The organism is Magnetospirillum sulfuroxidans (assembly GCF_018224925.1).
GTDB classification, from domain to species: Bacteria; Pseudomonadota; Alphaproteobacteria; order Rhodospirillales; family Magnetospirillaceae; genus Magnetospirillum; species Magnetospirillum sulfuroxidans.
Genome location: NZ_JAGTUF010000004.1, coordinates 236,975 through 251,980, shown reverse-complemented (window position 1 = coordinate 251,980; position 15,006 = coordinate 236,975). Strand labels below are relative to the sequence as shown.

The 15,006-nt window shown below is 60.2% G+C and carries 29 protein-coding genes; all 29 read left to right on the top strand.

Annotation, left to right across the window (positions count from 1 at the left end):
• Window positions 1-76: EF-Tu C-terminal domain-related protein (locus tag KEC16_RS20185; protein WP_201785588.1), on the top strand; the 76-nt coding region annotated here is incomplete at its 5' end.
• 245 nt (window positions 77-321) lie between these two features.
• Window positions 322-630 (top strand): 30S ribosomal protein S10, encoded by a 309-nt coding sequence (gene rpsJ / locus KEC16_RS07390; protein WP_002725423.1) that lies wholly within the window; start codon window positions 322-324, stop codon window positions 628-630.
• A 10-nt stretch (window positions 631-640) separates the two neighbouring features.
• Window positions 641-1,336, top strand: a complete 696-nt coding sequence (gene rplC, locus KEC16_RS07385; RefSeq protein WP_211547399.1) for a 50S ribosomal protein L3 — start codon at window positions 641-643, stop codon at window positions 1,334-1,336.
• A 12-nt stretch (window positions 1,337-1,348) separates the two neighbouring features.
• Window positions 1,349-1,969: a 50S ribosomal protein L4 gene (gene rplD / locus KEC16_RS07380; RefSeq protein WP_211547366.1), complete on the top strand. Its 621-nt coding sequence runs from the start codon at window positions 1,349-1,351 to the stop codon at window positions 1,967-1,969.
• Window positions 1,966-2,274, top strand: coding sequence for a 50S ribosomal protein L23 (locus KEC16_RS07375; RefSeq protein ID WP_211547364.1), 309 nt, complete (start codon window positions 1,966-1,968; stop codon window positions 2,272-2,274). Before rplD ends, KEC16_RS07375 begins: the two co-directional genes overlap by 4 nt.
• Window positions 2,275-2,278: 4 nt before the next feature.
• Window positions 2,279-3,106 carry a 50S ribosomal protein L2 gene (gene rplB, locus KEC16_RS07370; RefSeq protein WP_211547361.1) on the top strand — a complete coding sequence of 276 codons (828 nt, stop codon included), beginning with the start codon at window positions 2,279-2,281 and terminating at the stop codon, window positions 3,104-3,106.
• A gap of 12 nt (window positions 3,107-3,118) precedes the next feature.
• Window positions 3,119-3,397, top strand: a complete 279-nt coding sequence (gene rpsS, locus KEC16_RS07365) for a 30S ribosomal protein S19 (RefSeq protein WP_024078301.1) — start codon at window positions 3,119-3,121, stop codon at window positions 3,395-3,397.
• A gap of 3 nt (window positions 3,398-3,400) precedes the next feature.
• Window positions 3,401-3,787, top strand: a complete 387-nt coding sequence (rplV, locus tag KEC16_RS07360; RefSeq protein ID WP_211547359.1) for a 50S ribosomal protein L22 — start codon at window positions 3,401-3,403, stop codon at window positions 3,785-3,787.
• A 4-nt stretch (window positions 3,788-3,791) separates the two neighbouring features.
• Entirely contained in the window at window positions 3,792-4,478 is a 687-nt protein-coding gene (rpsC, locus tag KEC16_RS07355) for a 30S ribosomal protein S3 (RefSeq protein WP_211547357.1), read from the top strand.
• A gap of 17 nt (window positions 4,479-4,495) precedes the next feature.
• Complete coding sequence (gene rplP / locus KEC16_RS07350; protein WP_024078304.1) at window positions 4,496-4,909, top strand: 50S ribosomal protein L16; 414 nt, start codon at window positions 4,496-4,498, stop codon at window positions 4,907-4,909.
• Between the two features lie 4 nt (window positions 4,910-4,913).
• Window positions 4,914-5,123 carry a 50S ribosomal protein L29 gene (gene rpmC / locus KEC16_RS07345; protein WP_211547355.1) on the top strand — a complete coding sequence of 70 codons (210 nt, stop codon included), beginning with the start codon at window positions 4,914-4,916 and terminating at the stop codon, window positions 5,121-5,123.
• A gap of 11 nt (window positions 5,124-5,134) precedes the next feature.
• The gene (gene rpsQ, locus KEC16_RS07340; RefSeq protein WP_211547353.1) at window positions 5,135-5,371 is read left to right on the top strand and encodes a 30S ribosomal protein S17; all 237 of its coding nucleotides are present in this window, start codon (window positions 5,135-5,137) and stop codon (window positions 5,369-5,371) included.
• Between the two features lie 44 nt (window positions 5,372-5,415).
• Window positions 5,416-5,784, top strand: a complete 369-nt coding sequence (rplN, locus tag KEC16_RS07335) for a 50S ribosomal protein L14 (protein WP_024078307.1) — start codon at window positions 5,416-5,418, stop codon at window positions 5,782-5,784.
• Window positions 5,784-6,104, top strand: coding sequence for a 50S ribosomal protein L24 (gene rplX / locus KEC16_RS07330; protein WP_211547351.1), 321 nt, complete (start codon window positions 5,784-5,786; stop codon window positions 6,102-6,104). The genes rplN and rplX overlap by 1 nt, the downstream gene beginning before the upstream one ends.
• A gap of 17 nt (window positions 6,105-6,121) precedes the next feature.
• Window positions 6,122-6,664, top strand: a complete 543-nt coding sequence (gene rplE, locus KEC16_RS07325) for a 50S ribosomal protein L5 (protein WP_211547348.1) — start codon at window positions 6,122-6,124, stop codon at window positions 6,662-6,664.
• A 15-nt stretch (window positions 6,665-6,679) separates the two neighbouring features.
• Complete coding sequence (gene rpsN / locus KEC16_RS07320) at window positions 6,680-6,985, top strand: 30S ribosomal protein S14 (protein ID WP_211547346.1); 306 nt, start codon at window positions 6,680-6,682, stop codon at window positions 6,983-6,985.
• A gap of 15 nt (window positions 6,986-7,000) precedes the next feature.
• The gene (gene rpsH, locus KEC16_RS07315; RefSeq protein WP_211547344.1) at window positions 7,001-7,399 is read left to right on the top strand and encodes a 30S ribosomal protein S8; all 399 of its coding nucleotides are present in this window, start codon (window positions 7,001-7,003) and stop codon (window positions 7,397-7,399) included.
• A 13-nt stretch (window positions 7,400-7,412) separates the two neighbouring features.
• Window positions 7,413-7,946, top strand: coding sequence for a 50S ribosomal protein L6 (rplF, locus tag KEC16_RS07310; RefSeq protein ID WP_211547342.1), 534 nt, complete (start codon window positions 7,413-7,415; stop codon window positions 7,944-7,946).
• Between the two features lie 11 nt (window positions 7,947-7,957).
• On the top strand, window positions 7,958-8,320 hold the full coding sequence (rplR, locus tag KEC16_RS07305; RefSeq protein WP_211547340.1) for a 50S ribosomal protein L18: 363 nt from the start codon (window positions 7,958-7,960) through the stop codon (window positions 8,318-8,320).
• 12 nt (window positions 8,321-8,332) lie between these two features.
• Window positions 8,333-8,968, top strand: coding sequence for a 30S ribosomal protein S5 (gene rpsE, locus KEC16_RS07300; protein WP_211547338.1), 636 nt, complete (start codon window positions 8,333-8,335; stop codon window positions 8,966-8,968).
• 11 nt (window positions 8,969-8,979) lie between these two features.
• Entirely contained in the window at window positions 8,980-9,165 is a 186-nt protein-coding gene (rpmD, locus tag KEC16_RS07295; RefSeq protein WP_211547336.1) for a 50S ribosomal protein L30, read from the top strand.
• 52 nt (window positions 9,166-9,217) lie between these two features.
• On the top strand, window positions 9,218-9,697 hold the full coding sequence (gene rplO, locus KEC16_RS07290) for a 50S ribosomal protein L15 (protein ID WP_211547334.1): 480 nt from the start codon (window positions 9,218-9,220) through the stop codon (window positions 9,695-9,697).
• A 171-nt stretch (window positions 9,698-9,868) separates the two neighbouring features.
• The gene (gene secY, locus KEC16_RS07285) at window positions 9,869-11,218 is read left to right on the top strand and encodes a preprotein translocase subunit SecY (RefSeq protein ID WP_211547332.1); all 1,350 of its coding nucleotides are present in this window, start codon (window positions 9,869-9,871) and stop codon (window positions 11,216-11,218) included.
• Window positions 11,219-11,259: 41 nt separating this feature from the next.
• Window positions 11,260-11,913, top strand: coding sequence for an adenylate kinase (locus KEC16_RS07280; RefSeq protein WP_211547330.1), 654 nt, complete (start codon window positions 11,260-11,262; stop codon window positions 11,911-11,913).
• Window positions 11,914-12,123: 210 nt separating this feature from the next.
• Window positions 12,124-12,501: a 30S ribosomal protein S13 gene (gene rpsM, locus KEC16_RS07275; RefSeq protein WP_211547327.1), complete on the top strand. Its 378-nt coding sequence runs from the start codon at window positions 12,124-12,126 to the stop codon at window positions 12,499-12,501.
• A 33-nt stretch (window positions 12,502-12,534) separates the two neighbouring features.
• On the top strand, window positions 12,535-12,927 hold the full coding sequence (gene rpsK / locus KEC16_RS07270; RefSeq protein WP_024078320.1) for a 30S ribosomal protein S11: 393 nt from the start codon (window positions 12,535-12,537) through the stop codon (window positions 12,925-12,927).
• A gap of 103 nt (window positions 12,928-13,030) precedes the next feature.
• A complete protein-coding gene (locus KEC16_RS07265; RefSeq protein ID WP_211547326.1) occupies window positions 13,031-14,047 on the top strand; it encodes a DNA-directed RNA polymerase subunit alpha in 1,017 nt (338 codons plus the stop codon).
• 155 nt (window positions 14,048-14,202) lie between these two features.
• On the top strand, window positions 14,203-14,622 hold the full coding sequence (gene rplQ / locus KEC16_RS07260) for a 50S ribosomal protein L17 (RefSeq protein WP_211547324.1): 420 nt from the start codon (window positions 14,203-14,205) through the stop codon (window positions 14,620-14,622).
• 84 nt (window positions 14,623-14,706) lie between these two features.
• Complete coding sequence (locus KEC16_RS07255; protein ID WP_211547397.1) at window positions 14,707-15,006, top strand: ArsR/SmtB family transcription factor; 300 nt, start codon at window positions 14,707-14,709, stop codon at window positions 15,004-15,006.

Here is a 15,006-nt window from a genome sequence, read left to right as displayed (position 1 = left end):
CGAAGGTCTGCGCTTCGCTATCCGCGAAGGCGGCCGTACCGTCGGCGCCGGCGTCGTCGCCAAGATCATCGAGTAGTCTTAACGACTTATCGATAAAAGATGCGACGTCCGGGCAGCCGGGCGTCGTTTCTTTTTGGCGGGGAAAGACTCTGGTTGCATCAACGCCAGAGTCTCTGTATAAACCCCGCTTCGGCTGTTGCCGTTCCCGTAAGTGACGCCCCAAAGGCGGCAGACTGCGGGAGGTTCTTTGAACCAAACCGAGTTTCACTGATCGGCGTCCCGACAGAGGGGCGCCGATCCGATTTAACGGATGACGTGAATATGGAAAGCCAAAACATCCGTATCCGCCTCAAGGCGTTCGACCATCGCGTGTTGGATCAGTCCACCCGCGAGATCGTCAACACCGCCAAGAGGACTGGTGCGCAAGTGCGCGGACCGATCCCGCTTCCCAGCCGGATCGAGAAGTTCACCGTCAACCGCTCCCCGCACATCGACAAGAAGTCGCGCGAGCAGTTCGAAATTCGCACGCATAAGCGCCTGCTGGACATCGTCGATCCGACCCCGCAGACCGTGGACGCGCTGATGAAGCTCGACCTGGCCGCCGGTGTCGACGTCGAGATTAAGCTCTAAGGAAACCATGATGCGATCCGGTCTCATCGCTCAGAAGGTCGGCATGACGAGGATCTTCACCGAGGACGGCACCCATGTGCCCGTCACCGTGTTGAAGGTTGACACCTGTCAGGTGGTCTCGACCCGCTCTGTAGAAAAGGACGGCTACACCGCCGTCCAGCTCGGCGCTGGCGCCGCGAAGGTCAAGAACGTGGCCAAGCCCGTTCGTGGTCAATTCGCTGCCGCCAAAGTCGAGCCGAAAAAGAAAGTCGTCGAATTCCGTGTTGATGCCGAGAACATTCTCGACGTTGGCGCGGAGCTGTCGGCGGCTCATTTCCTTGCCGGCCAGTTTGTGGACGTCACCGGCACCTCCATCGGTAAGGGTTTTGCCGGTGCGATGAAGCGGCACAACTTCCGGGGTCTCGAAGCGACCCACGGCGTGTCGGTTTCGCACCGTTCGCACGGCTCTACCGGCCAACGCCAGGACCCCGGTAAGGTGTTCAAGGGCAAGAAAATGGCCGGCCACATGGGTGACGTTCAGGTCACCACCCAGAACCTCAAGGTGGTCTCCACCGACGCCGAGCGCGGCCTGATCCTGGTTAAGGGTTCGGTTCCCGGTGCCGAGGGTTCGTGGGTTCTGGTCCGCGACGCGGTCAAGCGTAAGCTGCCTGAAGGCGTGCCGTTCCCGGCAGGCTTCAAGGCTGCCTCCGCTGAAGCCGGCGAGTAAGGAATCACGGCGATGAAGACGAAGGTTATCAGCCTGGACAATCAGAGCGTCGGCGAGATCGATCTCTCCGACGACGTGTTTGGCCTGGCGGTTCGCACCGATCTGCTGCACCGGATGGTCAGCTATCAGTTGTCGAAGCGTCGGTCCGGCACTCACAAGACCAAGGGGATCTCCGAGATCTCCGGCACCACCAAGAAGCCCTTCAATCAGAAGGGTGGCGGCCGTGCGCGTCAGGGTTCGCTGCGTTCCGCGCAGTTCCGTGGCGGCGCCACCATTTTTGGCCCGGTCGTTCGCAGCCATGCCTACGACATGAACAAGAAGGTGCGCAAGCTGGCCCTCAAGGTTGCCCTGTCGGCCAAGGCCGCCGAAGGCAAGCTGGTGGTTCTGGACAAGGCTCTGGCCGATGCTCCCAAGACCAAGGCTCTGGCCGCGCAGTTCAAGGCGCTGGGCTGGAACTCGGTTCTGGTCATCGACGGCGCGGCCCTGGACGGCAATTTCGCCCTGGCCTCGCGCAATATCCCCCATGTGGACGTGCTGCCGGAAGTCGGCGCCAACGTGTACGACATTCTGCGTCGTGACACCTTGGTGTTGACCACGGACGCTGTCGCCGCCCTGGAGGCTCGCCTGAAATGAGCAAGGTCATCGTCTCGAAGGAACGGATGTTCGACATCATCCGCGCGCCCGTGATCACCGAAAAGGCGACCATGGGTTCCGAGCACAATCAGGTCACCTTCAAGGTTCCGCTGAACGCTTCCAAGCCCGAGATCAAGGCCGCCATTGAAGGCGTGTTCGGGGTCTCCGTCACCGCGGTGAATACCCTGGTGACCAAGGGCAAGGTCAAGCGCTTCCGTGGTCGCGTCGGCGTTCGCTCCGACGTCAAGAAGGCGATCGTGACGCTGGCCGAAGGCCAGTCCATCGACGTGACGACGGGAGTCTGACGCCATGGCTTTGAAGAACTACAAGCCCACGACTCCGGGCCGTCGTCAGCTGGTGACGGTTGACCGTTCGGAATTGTGGAAGGGCAAGCCCGAATCTTCGCTGACCGAAGGTCTGCGCAAGAAGGGTGGCCGTAACAATCTGGGCCGCATCACCGTCCGCTTCCGCGGCGGTGGGCACAAGCGCCGCTATCGTATGGTCGATTTCAAGCGCGACAAGTACGATATGCCCGCCACCGTGGAACGGTTGGAATACGATCCCAATCGCACCGCCTTCATCGCCCTGGTGGTTTATGAAGATGGCGAAAAGCGCTACATCCTCGCTCCGCAGCGTCTGTCTGCTGGCGACGTGGTGGTGGCCGGTGAAAAAGTCGACATCAAGCCGGGCAACGCCCTGCCCCTGAAGAATATTCCGGTGGGCACCGTTGTTCATAACGTCGAGCTGAAGGTTGGCAAGGGCGGCCAGATGGCCCGTTCCGCCGGGACCTTCGTGCAGTTGGTCGGTAAGGACCAGGGCTATGCTCAGCTTCGCCTGTCTTCGGGTGAGTTGCGTATCGTCCGTGGCGAATGCATGGCCACCGTCGGCGCGGTGTCGAATCCGGACCAGCAAAACGTGTCGCTCGGCAAGGCCGGTCGCAAGCGTTGGCTGGGCTTCCGTCCGCACGTCCGTGGCGTCGCCATGAACCCCATCGACCACCCGCATGGTGGTGGTGAAGGTCGTACCTCTGGGGGCCGTCATCCGGTTACCCCGTGGGGCAAGCCGACCAAGGGTAAGAAGACGCGTTCCAACAAGAAGACGGATCGGCTCATCATGCGCCGCCGTCAGGCTCAGTAAGGAGGGACGGGAATGGCTCGTTCCGTATGGAAGGGTCCGTTTGTCGACGGGTACCTGCTCAAGAAGGCGGATAAGTCGCGTGCCAGCGGCCGTAACGAGGTCATCAAGATCTGGTCACGTCGCTCCACCATTCTGCCGAACTTCGTGGGCTTGACCTTCGGCGTTTATAACGGCCAGAAGTACATCCCGGTTCTCGTTACCGAGAACATGGTTGGACACAAGTTCGGTGAATTCTCGCCGACGCGGACCTATTACGGTCATGGCGTCGACAAGAAGGCGAAGAGGAAGTAAGCCATGGGCAAGAAGCCTGCTGAGCGCGTTCTGGCGGATATCGAAGCGAAGGCATTCTCGTCTTCGATCCGCACCAGCCCGCGCAAGCTCAATCTGGTGGCTGCGTCCATTCGCGGCCTGAAGGCGGAAACCGCCCTGCACCAGCTGACATTTTCCAAGCGCCGCATCGCCGGTGTGGTCAAGTCGGTTTTGCAGTCGGCAATCGCCAATGCCGAGAACAATCATCAGCTCGACGTTGATCGGCTGTACGTGGCCGAAGCCTTTGTCGGCAAGGCCATGGTGATGAAGCGTTGGCGCGCCCGTGCTCGTGGTCGCGTCGGCCGCATCGAGAAGCCGTTCTCGAATCTGACCGTCATCGTGCGTGAGCGCGAAGAAGCGACCGGGGAGTAAGACTATGGGTCAGAAAGTCAATCCGATCGGCCTTCGCCTCGGCATCAACCGCACTTGGGATTCCCGTTGGTTCGCCGACGGCGACTACGCCAAGATGTTGCACGAAGACCTGAAGCTGCGTGATTTCCTGCGCAAGAAGCTGGCTCAGGCCGGCGTCAGCCGCGTGATCATCGAACGTCCGGCCAAGAAGGCCCGCATTACCATTCACACCGCCCGTCCGGGCGTGGTGATCGGTAAGAAGGGTGCCGACATCGAAGTGCTGCGCAAGACGCTCAGCAAGATGACCGGCGGCGAGGTTCATCTGAACATCGTTGAAATCCGCAAGCCCGAACTGGACGCTCAGCTGGTGGCCGAATCCATCGCTCAGCAGCTGGAACGTCGCGTGTCCTTCCGCCGCGCCATGAAGCGTGCGGTGCAGTCGGCCATGCGTCTGGGCGCCCAGGGCATCCGCATTAACTGCTCGGGCCGTTTGGGCGGCGCCGAAATCGCTCGCATGGAGTGGTATCGCGAAGGTCGCGTGCCCCTGCACACCCTGCGCGCCGACATCGATTACGGTATCGGCACGGCCAAGACCACCTATGGTACCTGCGGTATCAAGGTGTGGGTGTTCAAGGGTGAAATCCTGGCTCATGATCCCATGGCTCAGGACAAGCGCGCCGCCGGCGAGTCCGCTCCCGTCGACCGTCGCTGATTTGAGAGGGTAGAGAGATGCTTTCGCCCAAGCGTACTAAGTTCCGCAAGCAGCATAAGGGCCGCATCCATGGCGATGCCAAGGGCGGCTCCCAGCTGAACTTCGGCGCCTTTGGCCTTAAGGCCATGGAGCCGGAGCGCATCACCGCTCGCCAGATCGAAGCGGCCCGTCGCGCCCTCACCCGTCACCTGAAGCGTCAGGGCCGGGTGTGGATCCGGATTTTCCCGGACGTGCCGGTTTCGACCAAGCCCGCCGAAGTCCGCATGGGCTCGGGTAAGGGTACCCCCGAATTTTGGGTGGCTCGGGTCAAGCCCGGTCGCGTAATGTTCGAGGTCGATGGCGTGCCGGAAGATCTGGCCCGTCGTGGTTTTGAACTGGCTGCCGCCAAGCTGCCGATCAAGACCAAGTTCATCGTTCGTATCGGGGAGTAAAGTCATGGCGAACAAGTCCAGCGATCTGCGCGCCAAGACCGACGATCAGCTCAAGGAATCTCTCCTGGCGCTGAAGAAGGAGCAGTTCAATCTGCGTTTCCAGAAGGCTTCCGGCCAGCTGGAAAACACTGCCCGGGTGCTGACGGTGCGCCGCGAAGTTGCGGCCATCAAGACCATTCTCGGCGAGCGTTCGCGCTCTGCCAAAGCCGCCTAAGGAGCGTACCAATGCCGAAGCGCATTCTCCAGGGCGTGGTCGTCAGCGACAAGATGGATAAGACCGTGGTGGTCAGCGTCGAACGGCGCGTCATGCACCCGATCTACAAGAAGTTCATCCGTCGTTCGAAGAAGTATCACGCCCACGACGAGAACAATCAGTTCAAGGCCGGCGACACTGTCCGCATCTGCGAGTGCCGTCCGATCTCGAAGACCAAAACCTGGGAAGTGATCGTCGAGCAGGCCTAAGGCCGGCCTGACGATATCAACCTGGACTAGAAGGAAGACTCGACATGATCCAGATGCAAACCAACCTGGACGTCGCCGATAATTCGGGTGCCCGCCGGGTGCAGTGCATCAAGGTTCTGGGCGGTTCGCACCGGACCATCGCCAATGTGGGCGACGTTATCGTCGTCTCCATCAAGGAAGCGATTCCCCGTGGCAAGGTGAAGAAGGGTGACGTGCATCGCGCCGTTATCGTTCGCACCGCCAAGGAAATCCGCCGGGCCGATGGCACCGCGATCCGTTTCGATACCAATGCCGCCGTGCTCATCAACAAGCAGGGCGAACCGATCGGCACTCGTATTTTTGGCCCGGTCACTCGTGAACTTCGCGGTAAGAAGTTCATGAAGATCATCTCGCTGGCACCGGAGGTGCTCTAATGGCCGGTCTTAACGTCAAGAAGGGCGATCAGGTTATCGTGATCGCCGGCAAGGACAAGGGCAAGAAGGGCGAAATCATCGCCGCTTACCCGAAGGAAGAACGCGTGGTCGTTCAGGGTGTGAACAAGGTCAAGCGCCATGTTCGCCCCAGCGCCGCCAACGCGGGGGGCATCGTCGAACAAGAAGCCGCCCTGCACGTGTCCAACGTCGCCCACGTCGATCCCAAGGATGGCAAGCCGACCCGTGTCGGCGTGAAGATCCTGGAAGACGGTCGCAAGGTCCGCGTCGCTAAGCGGTCCGGCGAAGTCATCGACCGGTAATGGGGGAGCATCAGACCATGACCGCGCGTTTGCGAAATCACTACGACACCACTGTCCGCAAGGCCCTGCAGGAGGAGTTCTCTTATGCGAACCCCATGCAGATTCCGAAGCTGGACAAGATCGTCATCAACATGGGCGTGGGCGAAGCTTCCCAGGACGCCAAGAAGATCGACGCCGCCCTGGCCGAACTGACCCTGATCTCGGGTCAGAAGCCGGTGGTGACCAAGGCCAAGAAGTCCATCGCTCAGTTCAAGCTGCGCGAAGGCCAGGTTGTTGGCTGCAAGGTCACCTTGCGCGCCGAACGCATGTATGAATTCCTCGATCGTCTGATCACCATTGCGCTGCCCCGCGTTCGCGATTTCCGCGGCGTTCCCGGCAAGAGCTTTGACGGCCGCGGCAATTACTCGCTCGGCCTGAAGGAACAGCTCATTTTCCCGGAAATCGACTACGACAAGGTCGATGCTACCCGGGGCATGGACATCATTTTCGTCACGACGGCCAAGTCCGACAAGGAAGCCAAGGCGCTTCTCAAGGGCTTCGACATGCCGTTCGCTGGCTGATGGGAGTTAGCAGCAATGTCTAAGATCAGCTCTGTCGAGCGCAACAACAAGCGCGCCAAGCTGGCCAAGCAACTGGCTGGCAAGCGTGCCCGCCTGAAGGCTCAGGTCATGGATCGCGAGGCTTCGCCCGAGGAACGCTTTGAAGCGGCCCTCAAGCTGGCCGAAGTGCCGCGCAATTCCGCTAAGAATCGCGTGCGTCTTTTGTGCGAACTGACCGGTCGCCCGCGTGGCAATTATCGTAAGTTCAAGATTTGTCGTAACAAGCTGCGCGAGCTTGGGAATCTGGGTCAGATTCCTGGGCTGGTGAAGTCGAGCTGGTAAGGGAGGCCATAACCAATGTCTATGACCGATCCGCTCGGCGATATGCTCGCCCGCATCCGCAATGGTCAGCGCGCGAACAAGTCGTCGGTAACCTCGCCCGCTTCCAACCTGCGCGTCAACGTGCTGGAAGTCTTGAAGCGTGAAGGCTACATCCGTGGTTTCGCCAAGTCCGATGTCCGTGCCGGCGTGTCCGAGCTGACCATCGAGCTGAAGTACCACGAAGGCAAGCCGGTGATTACCAAGATCGCTCGCGTTTCGACCCCCGGTCGGCGCGTGTATTCGAAGATTTCCGATCTGACCCGCGTGGCGAATGGCCTGGGTATTTCGATCCTCTCGACTCCTCGCGGCGTCATGAGCGATACGGAAGCCCGCACCGCCAATGTGGGCGGTGAAGTTCTCTGCCAGGTGTTCTAGGAGGGACTGACACATGTCGCGAGTCGGCAAATATCCCGTGCCGGTGCCGTCTGGAGTCACTGTCCAGATCGCCGGCGCCGAATTCATCGCCAAGGGTAAGCTGGGTGAGTCCCGGATGCCCCTGTCGGACGAAGTTGAAACCACCATCGAAGGTTCCGAAATCTGGGTTAAGCCCAAGTCGGAAACCAAGCGTGCGCGCATGATGTGGGGCACCACCCGCGCCTTGATCAATAACATGGTCAAAGGCGTGTCCGACGGCTTCACCGTCAACCTGGAAATCAACGGCGTCGGTTACCGCGCCGCGGTTGACGGGAAAAACCTGAAGCTGGCCTTGGGCTATTCTCATGATATCGATTATCCGATTCCGGATGACGTCACCATGAAGTGCGAAAAGCCCACTGCTATTTCCATCACTGGCCGCGATAAGCAGATCGTCGGGCAGCTTGCGGCGGAGATCCGGTCGTTCCGTGGTCCTGAGCCCTACAAGGGCAAGGGTATCAAGTACTCGACCGAGACCATCCTGCGCAAGGAAGGCAAGAAGAAGTAAGGGGCTCTGCCATGATGACGCCGAAAGAATTGTTCGAGCGCCGCAAGCGGCGCGCCCGGGCCAGCATCGCGAAGAAGTCGGGTGGACGTATCCGCCTGTCGGTTTTCCGCTCTGGCAAGAATATCTATGTCCAGGTTATCGACGACGTTCAGGGCAAAACCCTGGCGGCTGCTTCGACGCTCGACAAGGACCTCAAGGGGGCCTTGAAGACCGGCGCCGACATCGCGGCTGCTGCCGCTGTCGGCAAGCTGATCGCCGAGCGGGCCAAGGCGGCCGGCATCACCGAGGTGGTGTTCGACCGTGGCGGCTATATCTATCACGGCCGGGTGAAAGCCTTGGCCGAAGCGGCCCGCGAAGGCGGCCTGTCGTTCTAAGGGAAAAAGACAATGGCACGTACTCCCAATTCCGAGGGAACCGAACAGCGTCGCGGCCGTGGCCGTGGCGGTGAAGGCGGCGATCGCGACGGTCGCGGTCGCGGTCGTGGCCCCGAGGCCGCGCGGCCCGAAGAGAACGAATTCGTCGACAAGCTGGTTCACATCAACCGTGTGGCCAAGGTGGTCAAGGGCGGACGTCGTTTCGCCTTCGCCGCTCTGGTCGTGGTGGGTGACGCCAAGGGTCGCGTCGGTTATGGATCGGGCAAGGCCCGTGAAGTGCCGGAAGCCATCCGCAAGGCGACCGAACAGGCCAAGCGCAACATGATCAAGGTGAACCTGCGTGAAGGTCGCACCCTGCATCATGACGTGAACGGTCACTTCGGCGCCGGTCGTGTTATCCTGCGCGCCGCTCCGGCTGGTACCGGCATCATCGCCGGCGGCCCGATGCGCGCCGTGTTCGAGACCATGGGCGTGGCCGACGTCGTCGCCAAGTGCCTGGGCACCTCGAACCCGCACAACATGATCAAGGCGACCTTCGATGCTCTGGTCAACTTGAACAGCCCCCGTTCGGTGGCTGCCAAGCGTGGCAAGAAGGTTGGTGACATCATCGGCCGCCGTGATGGCGCCGCTGCTGCCACCGCCGCGTAAAGGAGGCTGGAATGGCTGACAACAAGACCGTTCGCGTCACTCAGGTGCAAAGCCCCATCGGCCGCCAGGGTGACCAGCGCGCGACCCTGATCGGTCTGGGCTTGAACAAGATGCATCGCACCAGCGAGCTGGAAGATACTCCGGCCGTGCGTGGGATGATCCGCAAGGTTCAGCACCTGATTCGGGTCGAGGACTAATCTCCGCCCGGCCCTTGCTCTTGGGCAAGGGCCGGCAACGAGGAACAAAGAGATGACGAAGCTCAACGATCTGCGCGACAACGAAGGCGCTCGCTACAAGTTCAAGCGCATCGGCCGTGGCATTGGCTCGGGCAAGGGCAAGACCTCGGGTCGTGGCGTCAAGGGCCAGGGCTCGCGTACGGGCGTTGCCCTGCAGGGTTTTGAAGGCGGCCAGATGCCCATCTACCGCCGTCTGCCCAAGCGCGGTTTTAACAACATCAACGCCAAGCATTTTGCCGTGATCAATCTCGGCAAGTTGCAGGGCGCCATCGATGCCGGCAAGCTCAATGCCGCCGAGACCATCACTGCCGATATCCTCGCCGCTGCCGGCTTGGTCGGTAAGATCGGCGACGGCGTGCGTCTGCTGGCGCGTGGCGAACTGACCGCCAAGGTGACCATCGAAGTCGCCGGCGCCTCCGAAGCGGCTGTCGCCGCGGTGGAAAAGGCGGGTGGTTCGGTTAAGGTTTCCGGCGCGGAAGTCACCGAAGGCTGATTAGCTCTCGGTTTTTTCGCGAAGGTCCTTTATAAAGCGCCCCAGGCCCCCAATCCTGATGCCGAAAAGCCAGGCCAAGGGACTGGGGCGTTCTTTTGTTTCAGCATGGCATTCGCCCGGATCAACTGATCCAGCAATGCTGTCGGGTCACACATAACCGGAGCCTTTGGCATGGCCTCTGCTGCCGAGCAGCTTGCCTCGAACCTGAATTTTGGCGTTCTGGCGAAAGCCACGGAACTCAAGAAGAGGATCTGGTTCACCCTTTTGGCCCTGATCGTTTATCGATTGGGCACCTGGATTCCCATCCCGGGCGTTGATCCGCACGTGATGGCGGAAATGTTCCGTCACAACGGTGGCGGCCTGTTGGGCATGTTCGACATGCTGGCCGGCGGCGCCTTGCAGCGTATGACCATTTTCGCCCTGGCGATCATGCCGTACATCTCGGCCTCGATCATCATTCAGCTGATGACCACCATCGTTCCGTCGCTTGAGGCGATTAAGAAAGAGGGTGATTCCGGCCGCAAGAAGATCAACCAATACACCCGCTATCTCACCGTTTTGATCGCCACTTTCCAGGCTTACGGCATCGCCGTCGGGCTTGAAGGCATGAGCGGGTCCGGTGGGGCGGCGGTGATCATGGACAATCACCTGCTGTTCCGTTTCTCCACCGTGGTGACCCTGGTGGGCGGGACCATGTTCCTGATGTGGCTGGGTGAGCAAATCACCGCCCGCGGCATCGGCCAAGGGACCTCGCTGATCATCATGGCCGGCATCGTCGCCGAGCTGCCCAGCGCCATGGCCGGCACGTTGGAATTGGGCCGCACCGGCGCCTTGCCGGTGTTGCTGATCATCGGTTTGTTGGTGATGGCGGTGGTGATCATCGCCGGCATCGTCTATGTGGAACGCGCCCAGCGTCGGATCATCGTGCAATATCCAAAACGCCAGGTCGGCAACAAGATGTTCGGTGGCGAATCCAGTCACCTGCCGCTCAAGCTGAACACCTCGGGCGTTATCCCGCCGATTTTCGCCAGTTCGTTGCTGCTGATGCCGGTGACGGTGGCGCAGTTCTCGGCCGGTGGCGGCGGCCCCGAGTGGCTGACCACTTTCACGGCCCTGATGGGCCGCGGCCAGCCGCTTTATATGGGCATGTACACCGCGCTGATCGTGTTCTTCGCTTTCTTCTATACCGCTGTGGTGTTCAATCCGGTGGATACGGCGGATAACCTGAAGAAGAATGGCGGCTTCATTCCCGGCATCCGGCCGGGCAAGAATACCTCGGATTATCTGGACTACGTCCTCACCCGCCTGACGGTTTTGGGCGCCCTCTATCTGGTCGCGCTGTCGGTGCTGCCGGAACTGCTGATCTCGCATTGGTCGGTTCCGTTCTATTTTGGCGGCACCTCGCTGTTGATCGTGGTGACGGTGACCATGGATACGGTGGCTCAGATTCAATCCCATTTGTTGGCTCATCAGTACGAAGGCCTGATCAAGAAGGCCCGGCTCAGAGGTCGACGCGGCTGACGCTTAATGTTGGTCGTTGAATAAAAGGGGAGAACAACAAGATGAATCTGGTTCTGTTGGGACCGCCCGGTGGCGGCAAGGGGACTCAGGCGAAGCGCCTGATGGAAAAGTTCGGTCTGGTGCAATTGTCCACCGGCGACATGCTGCGCGCCGCCGTCGCCTCGGGTTCCGAGATCGGCAAGAAGGCCAAGGCGGTGATGGATGCTGGTCAATTGGTGTCCGACGACATTGTCATCGGTATCATCGATGACCGCCTGGACCAGCCCGACACCCAGAACGGAGTCATCTTTGACGGTTTTCCCCGCACCGTGGCCCAGGCGGAAGCGCTTGACACGATGATGGCGAAGAAGGGCAAGGGCTTGGATTTCGCCATCGAGATCCGTGTCCCCGATGCCCCGATCGTCGAACGCATCACGGGACGCTATACCTGCGCCAAGTGCGGCGCCGGCTACCACGATACCTTCCAGCAGCCCAAGGTTGCCGGGACCTGCGATTCGTGTGGAAGCACCGAATTTTCGCGTCGCGCCGACGATAATGCCGAGACCGTGACCAAGCGTCTGGCCGCTTACCACGAGCAGACCGCGCCCTTGCTGCCGTATTATCAGGCCAAGGGGAATTACTATTTGGTCGATGGGACCCAAGAGATTGCCGCGGTGACCGTGGCGCTCGAGGGTATCCTCGGCAAGGCGGGGTGAGTTTAGGGCGATGATGGAGAGTCCCGTTGACTCTTCATTGAATCGCCCTATAATCGCGCACCTTCGGTTTCCCCCTTCCGGGCGAGGCCCGGAATGGTGTTTTTGTGTCGCCACGGTGCCTTTGGGCGCTGTGGCATGTTTAACGACTTGGCGTGAGCAGCCGGCAAATCGGCCGCTTCCCTGATCACCTGTGTGAAGGAGTATCCAGCTTTGGCCCGTATCGCTGGCGTCAATATCCCGACCAATAAGCGCGTTGTTATTGCGCTGACCTATATCCATGGCATCGGCCGGACCAAGGCTGCTGAGATCTGCACCGCCCTGGCCATTACGGCCGAGCGTCGCGTTAATCAGTTGTCTGACGACGAAGTGTTGAAGATCCGCGAAATGATCGACAGCACCTACACCGTCGAAGGTGATCTGCGTCGTAGCGTCGCCATGAACATCAAGCGGTTGATGGACCTGGGCTGCTATCGCGGTCTGCGTCATCGCCGTGGCCTGCCGGTCCGCGGTCAGCGTACGCATACCAATGCGCGCACCCGCAAGGGCCCGGCCAAGCCGATCGCCGGTAAGAAAAAGGCCACCCGGTAATTTTGACCGACGTAAGCTTAAGGATCACCTCTCATGGCTAAGCCTGCTGCCGCTCGTCCGCGTCGTCGCGAGCGCAAAAACATCACCTCCGGTGTTGCTCATGTGAACTCCACGTTCAACAACACCATGATCACCATCACCGACGCCCAGGGGAACACCATTTCGTGGTCGTCCTCGGGGATGCAGGGCTTCAAGGGCTCGCGCAAGTCTACCCCTTACGCCGCTCAGGTGGCTGCCGAGGACGCTGGCCGCAAGGCCATGGAACACGGCATGCGCACCCTGGAAGTGGAAGTCAAGGGTCCGGGCGCCGGCCGTGAAAGCGCTCTGCGCGCGTTGCAGGCGGTGGGTTTCTCCATCACCTCCATTCGCGACGTTACTCCGATCCCGCACAACGGTTGCCGTCCGCGCAAGCGTCGGCGCGTCTAATCGGGTTTTGTCTTTAGGGTTGCCGTCATCTTCACCCGTGAACCGGGAGAAGATGGCGGTTGCGCCGTTCCGGACCCTTAGGTCCTAGCATGAGGTCACGCTCGTGATTCAGAAGAACTGGCAGGAATTAATCAAGCCCTCCAAGCTCCAGATTGAGCCCGGCGCCGACGCAGCCCGCGTCGCCACCGTCGTGGCTGAACCGCTGGAGCGCGGCTTTGGCATGACGTTGGGCAACAGCCTGCGTCGTATTTTGCTGTCCTCCCTTCAGGGTGCTGCGGTCACCGCCATCCAGATCGAGGGCGTGCTGCATGAGTTCTCGTCCATTCCGGGTGTGCGCGAAGATGTCACCGACATCATCCTGAACATCAAGAATTTGGGCTTGCGCATGCATGGCGAAGGGCCGAAGCGCATGCAGCTTCGTGCTACTGGCCCCGGTGAAGTCAAGGCCGGCATGATCGAAGCCGGACATGACATCGAGATCATGGACCCCGATCTGGTGCTGTGCACCTTGGATCAGGGCGCCAAGCTGAACATCGAATTCACGGTGGAAACCGGCAAGGGCTATGTGCCGGCGTCGCAGAACCGCACCGAGGATTCGCCCATCGGCCTGATCCCCATCGATGCCATCTTCTCGCCGATCAAGAAGATCGCCTATCGGGTGGAAAACACCCGCGTCGGTCAGGTCACCGATTACGACAAGCTGTCGATGGTTGTCGAAACCAACGGTGCCGTCACCCCTGATGACGCCGTCGCTTTGGCCGCCCGCATCTTGCAGGATCAGTTGCAGCTGTTCATCAACTTCGACGAACCGACCCATGTGGTCGAGGAAGAGAAGAAGGACGAACTGCCCTTCAACAAGAACCTGCTGCGCAAGGTTGATGAGTTGGAATTGTCGGTTCGTTCGGCCAATTGCCTGAAGAACGACAACATCATCTATATCGGCGATCTGGTGCAAAAGACCGAAGCCGAAATGCTGCGGACCCCGAACTTCGGCCGCAAGTCCCTGAACGAGATCAAGGAAGTGCTCTCGCATATGGGTCTGCATCTGGGGATGGAAATCCCCAATTGGCCGCCGGAGAACATCGAGGACCTGGCGAAGAAGCTGGAAGAGCCCTATTGATTTACACCGCGACGCGGCCGCCCTATCAGCCCCGCGTCGCGGTGTAATCTTTTCAAAGGACCAATCCGGTCCGCCCCAAGCGTGCTTCCTTTCAGAGGGCGCTGTGGGAGTGTCATCGGTTCTCGCCCGGCGAGGCCAAGCTCAAGGAGAGTGTCATGCGTCACGGAATGTCCGGTCGTAAGCTGAATCGTACCAGCTCGCATCGCAAGGCCATGTTTTCCAACATGGTTACTGCCCTGCTGAAGCACGAGCAGATTAAGACCACCCTGCCCAAGGCCAAGGATTTGCGTCCGATCGCCGAAAAGATCATCTCGTTGGGCAAGTCGGGCACCTTGCACGACCGTCGCCGCGCCTTCGCCTATCTGCGCGATGACGCCGTGGTTGCCAAGCTGTTCGCGGTCATCGGTCCGCGCTACAAGGCCCGCAACGGTGGTTACACCCGCGTGTTGAAGGCTGGTTTCCGCTATGGCGATTGTGCCCCGATGGCGGTGATCGAATTGATCGACCGTGATCCGGCCGCCAAGGGCACCGATTCCGGTCCGACTTTCGACAAGAAGGACGAATCCGAGGAATAAGCTTCCTGGTGATTTGACGAAAAGGCGCCGTGCGAACGGCGCCTTTTTTGTTGCGTGGCTCAATATTTCGAGTATTCTAGAAATATGGAAATAAGTGAAGCCCTTGAGGCGCTGACTTCGTTATCGCAAGAGATTCGATTGCGGGTCTTTCGCCTGCTGGTCACCGCCTCGCCGCATGGCCTGCCGGCCGGGGCTATCGCCGAAGAGCTGGCGGTCCCGGCCAACACCTTGTCGTTTCATTTGAACCACCTGCGTCATGCCGGTTTGGTCAGTGTCAGGCGGCAGGGGCGGATGCAGATTTACACGGCGCGCTGTGATCAGGTTGAGTTCCTCAAGGATTTTCTGACCGAAAATTGTTGCACAAAGTCATCCTGCGCAAGCTGA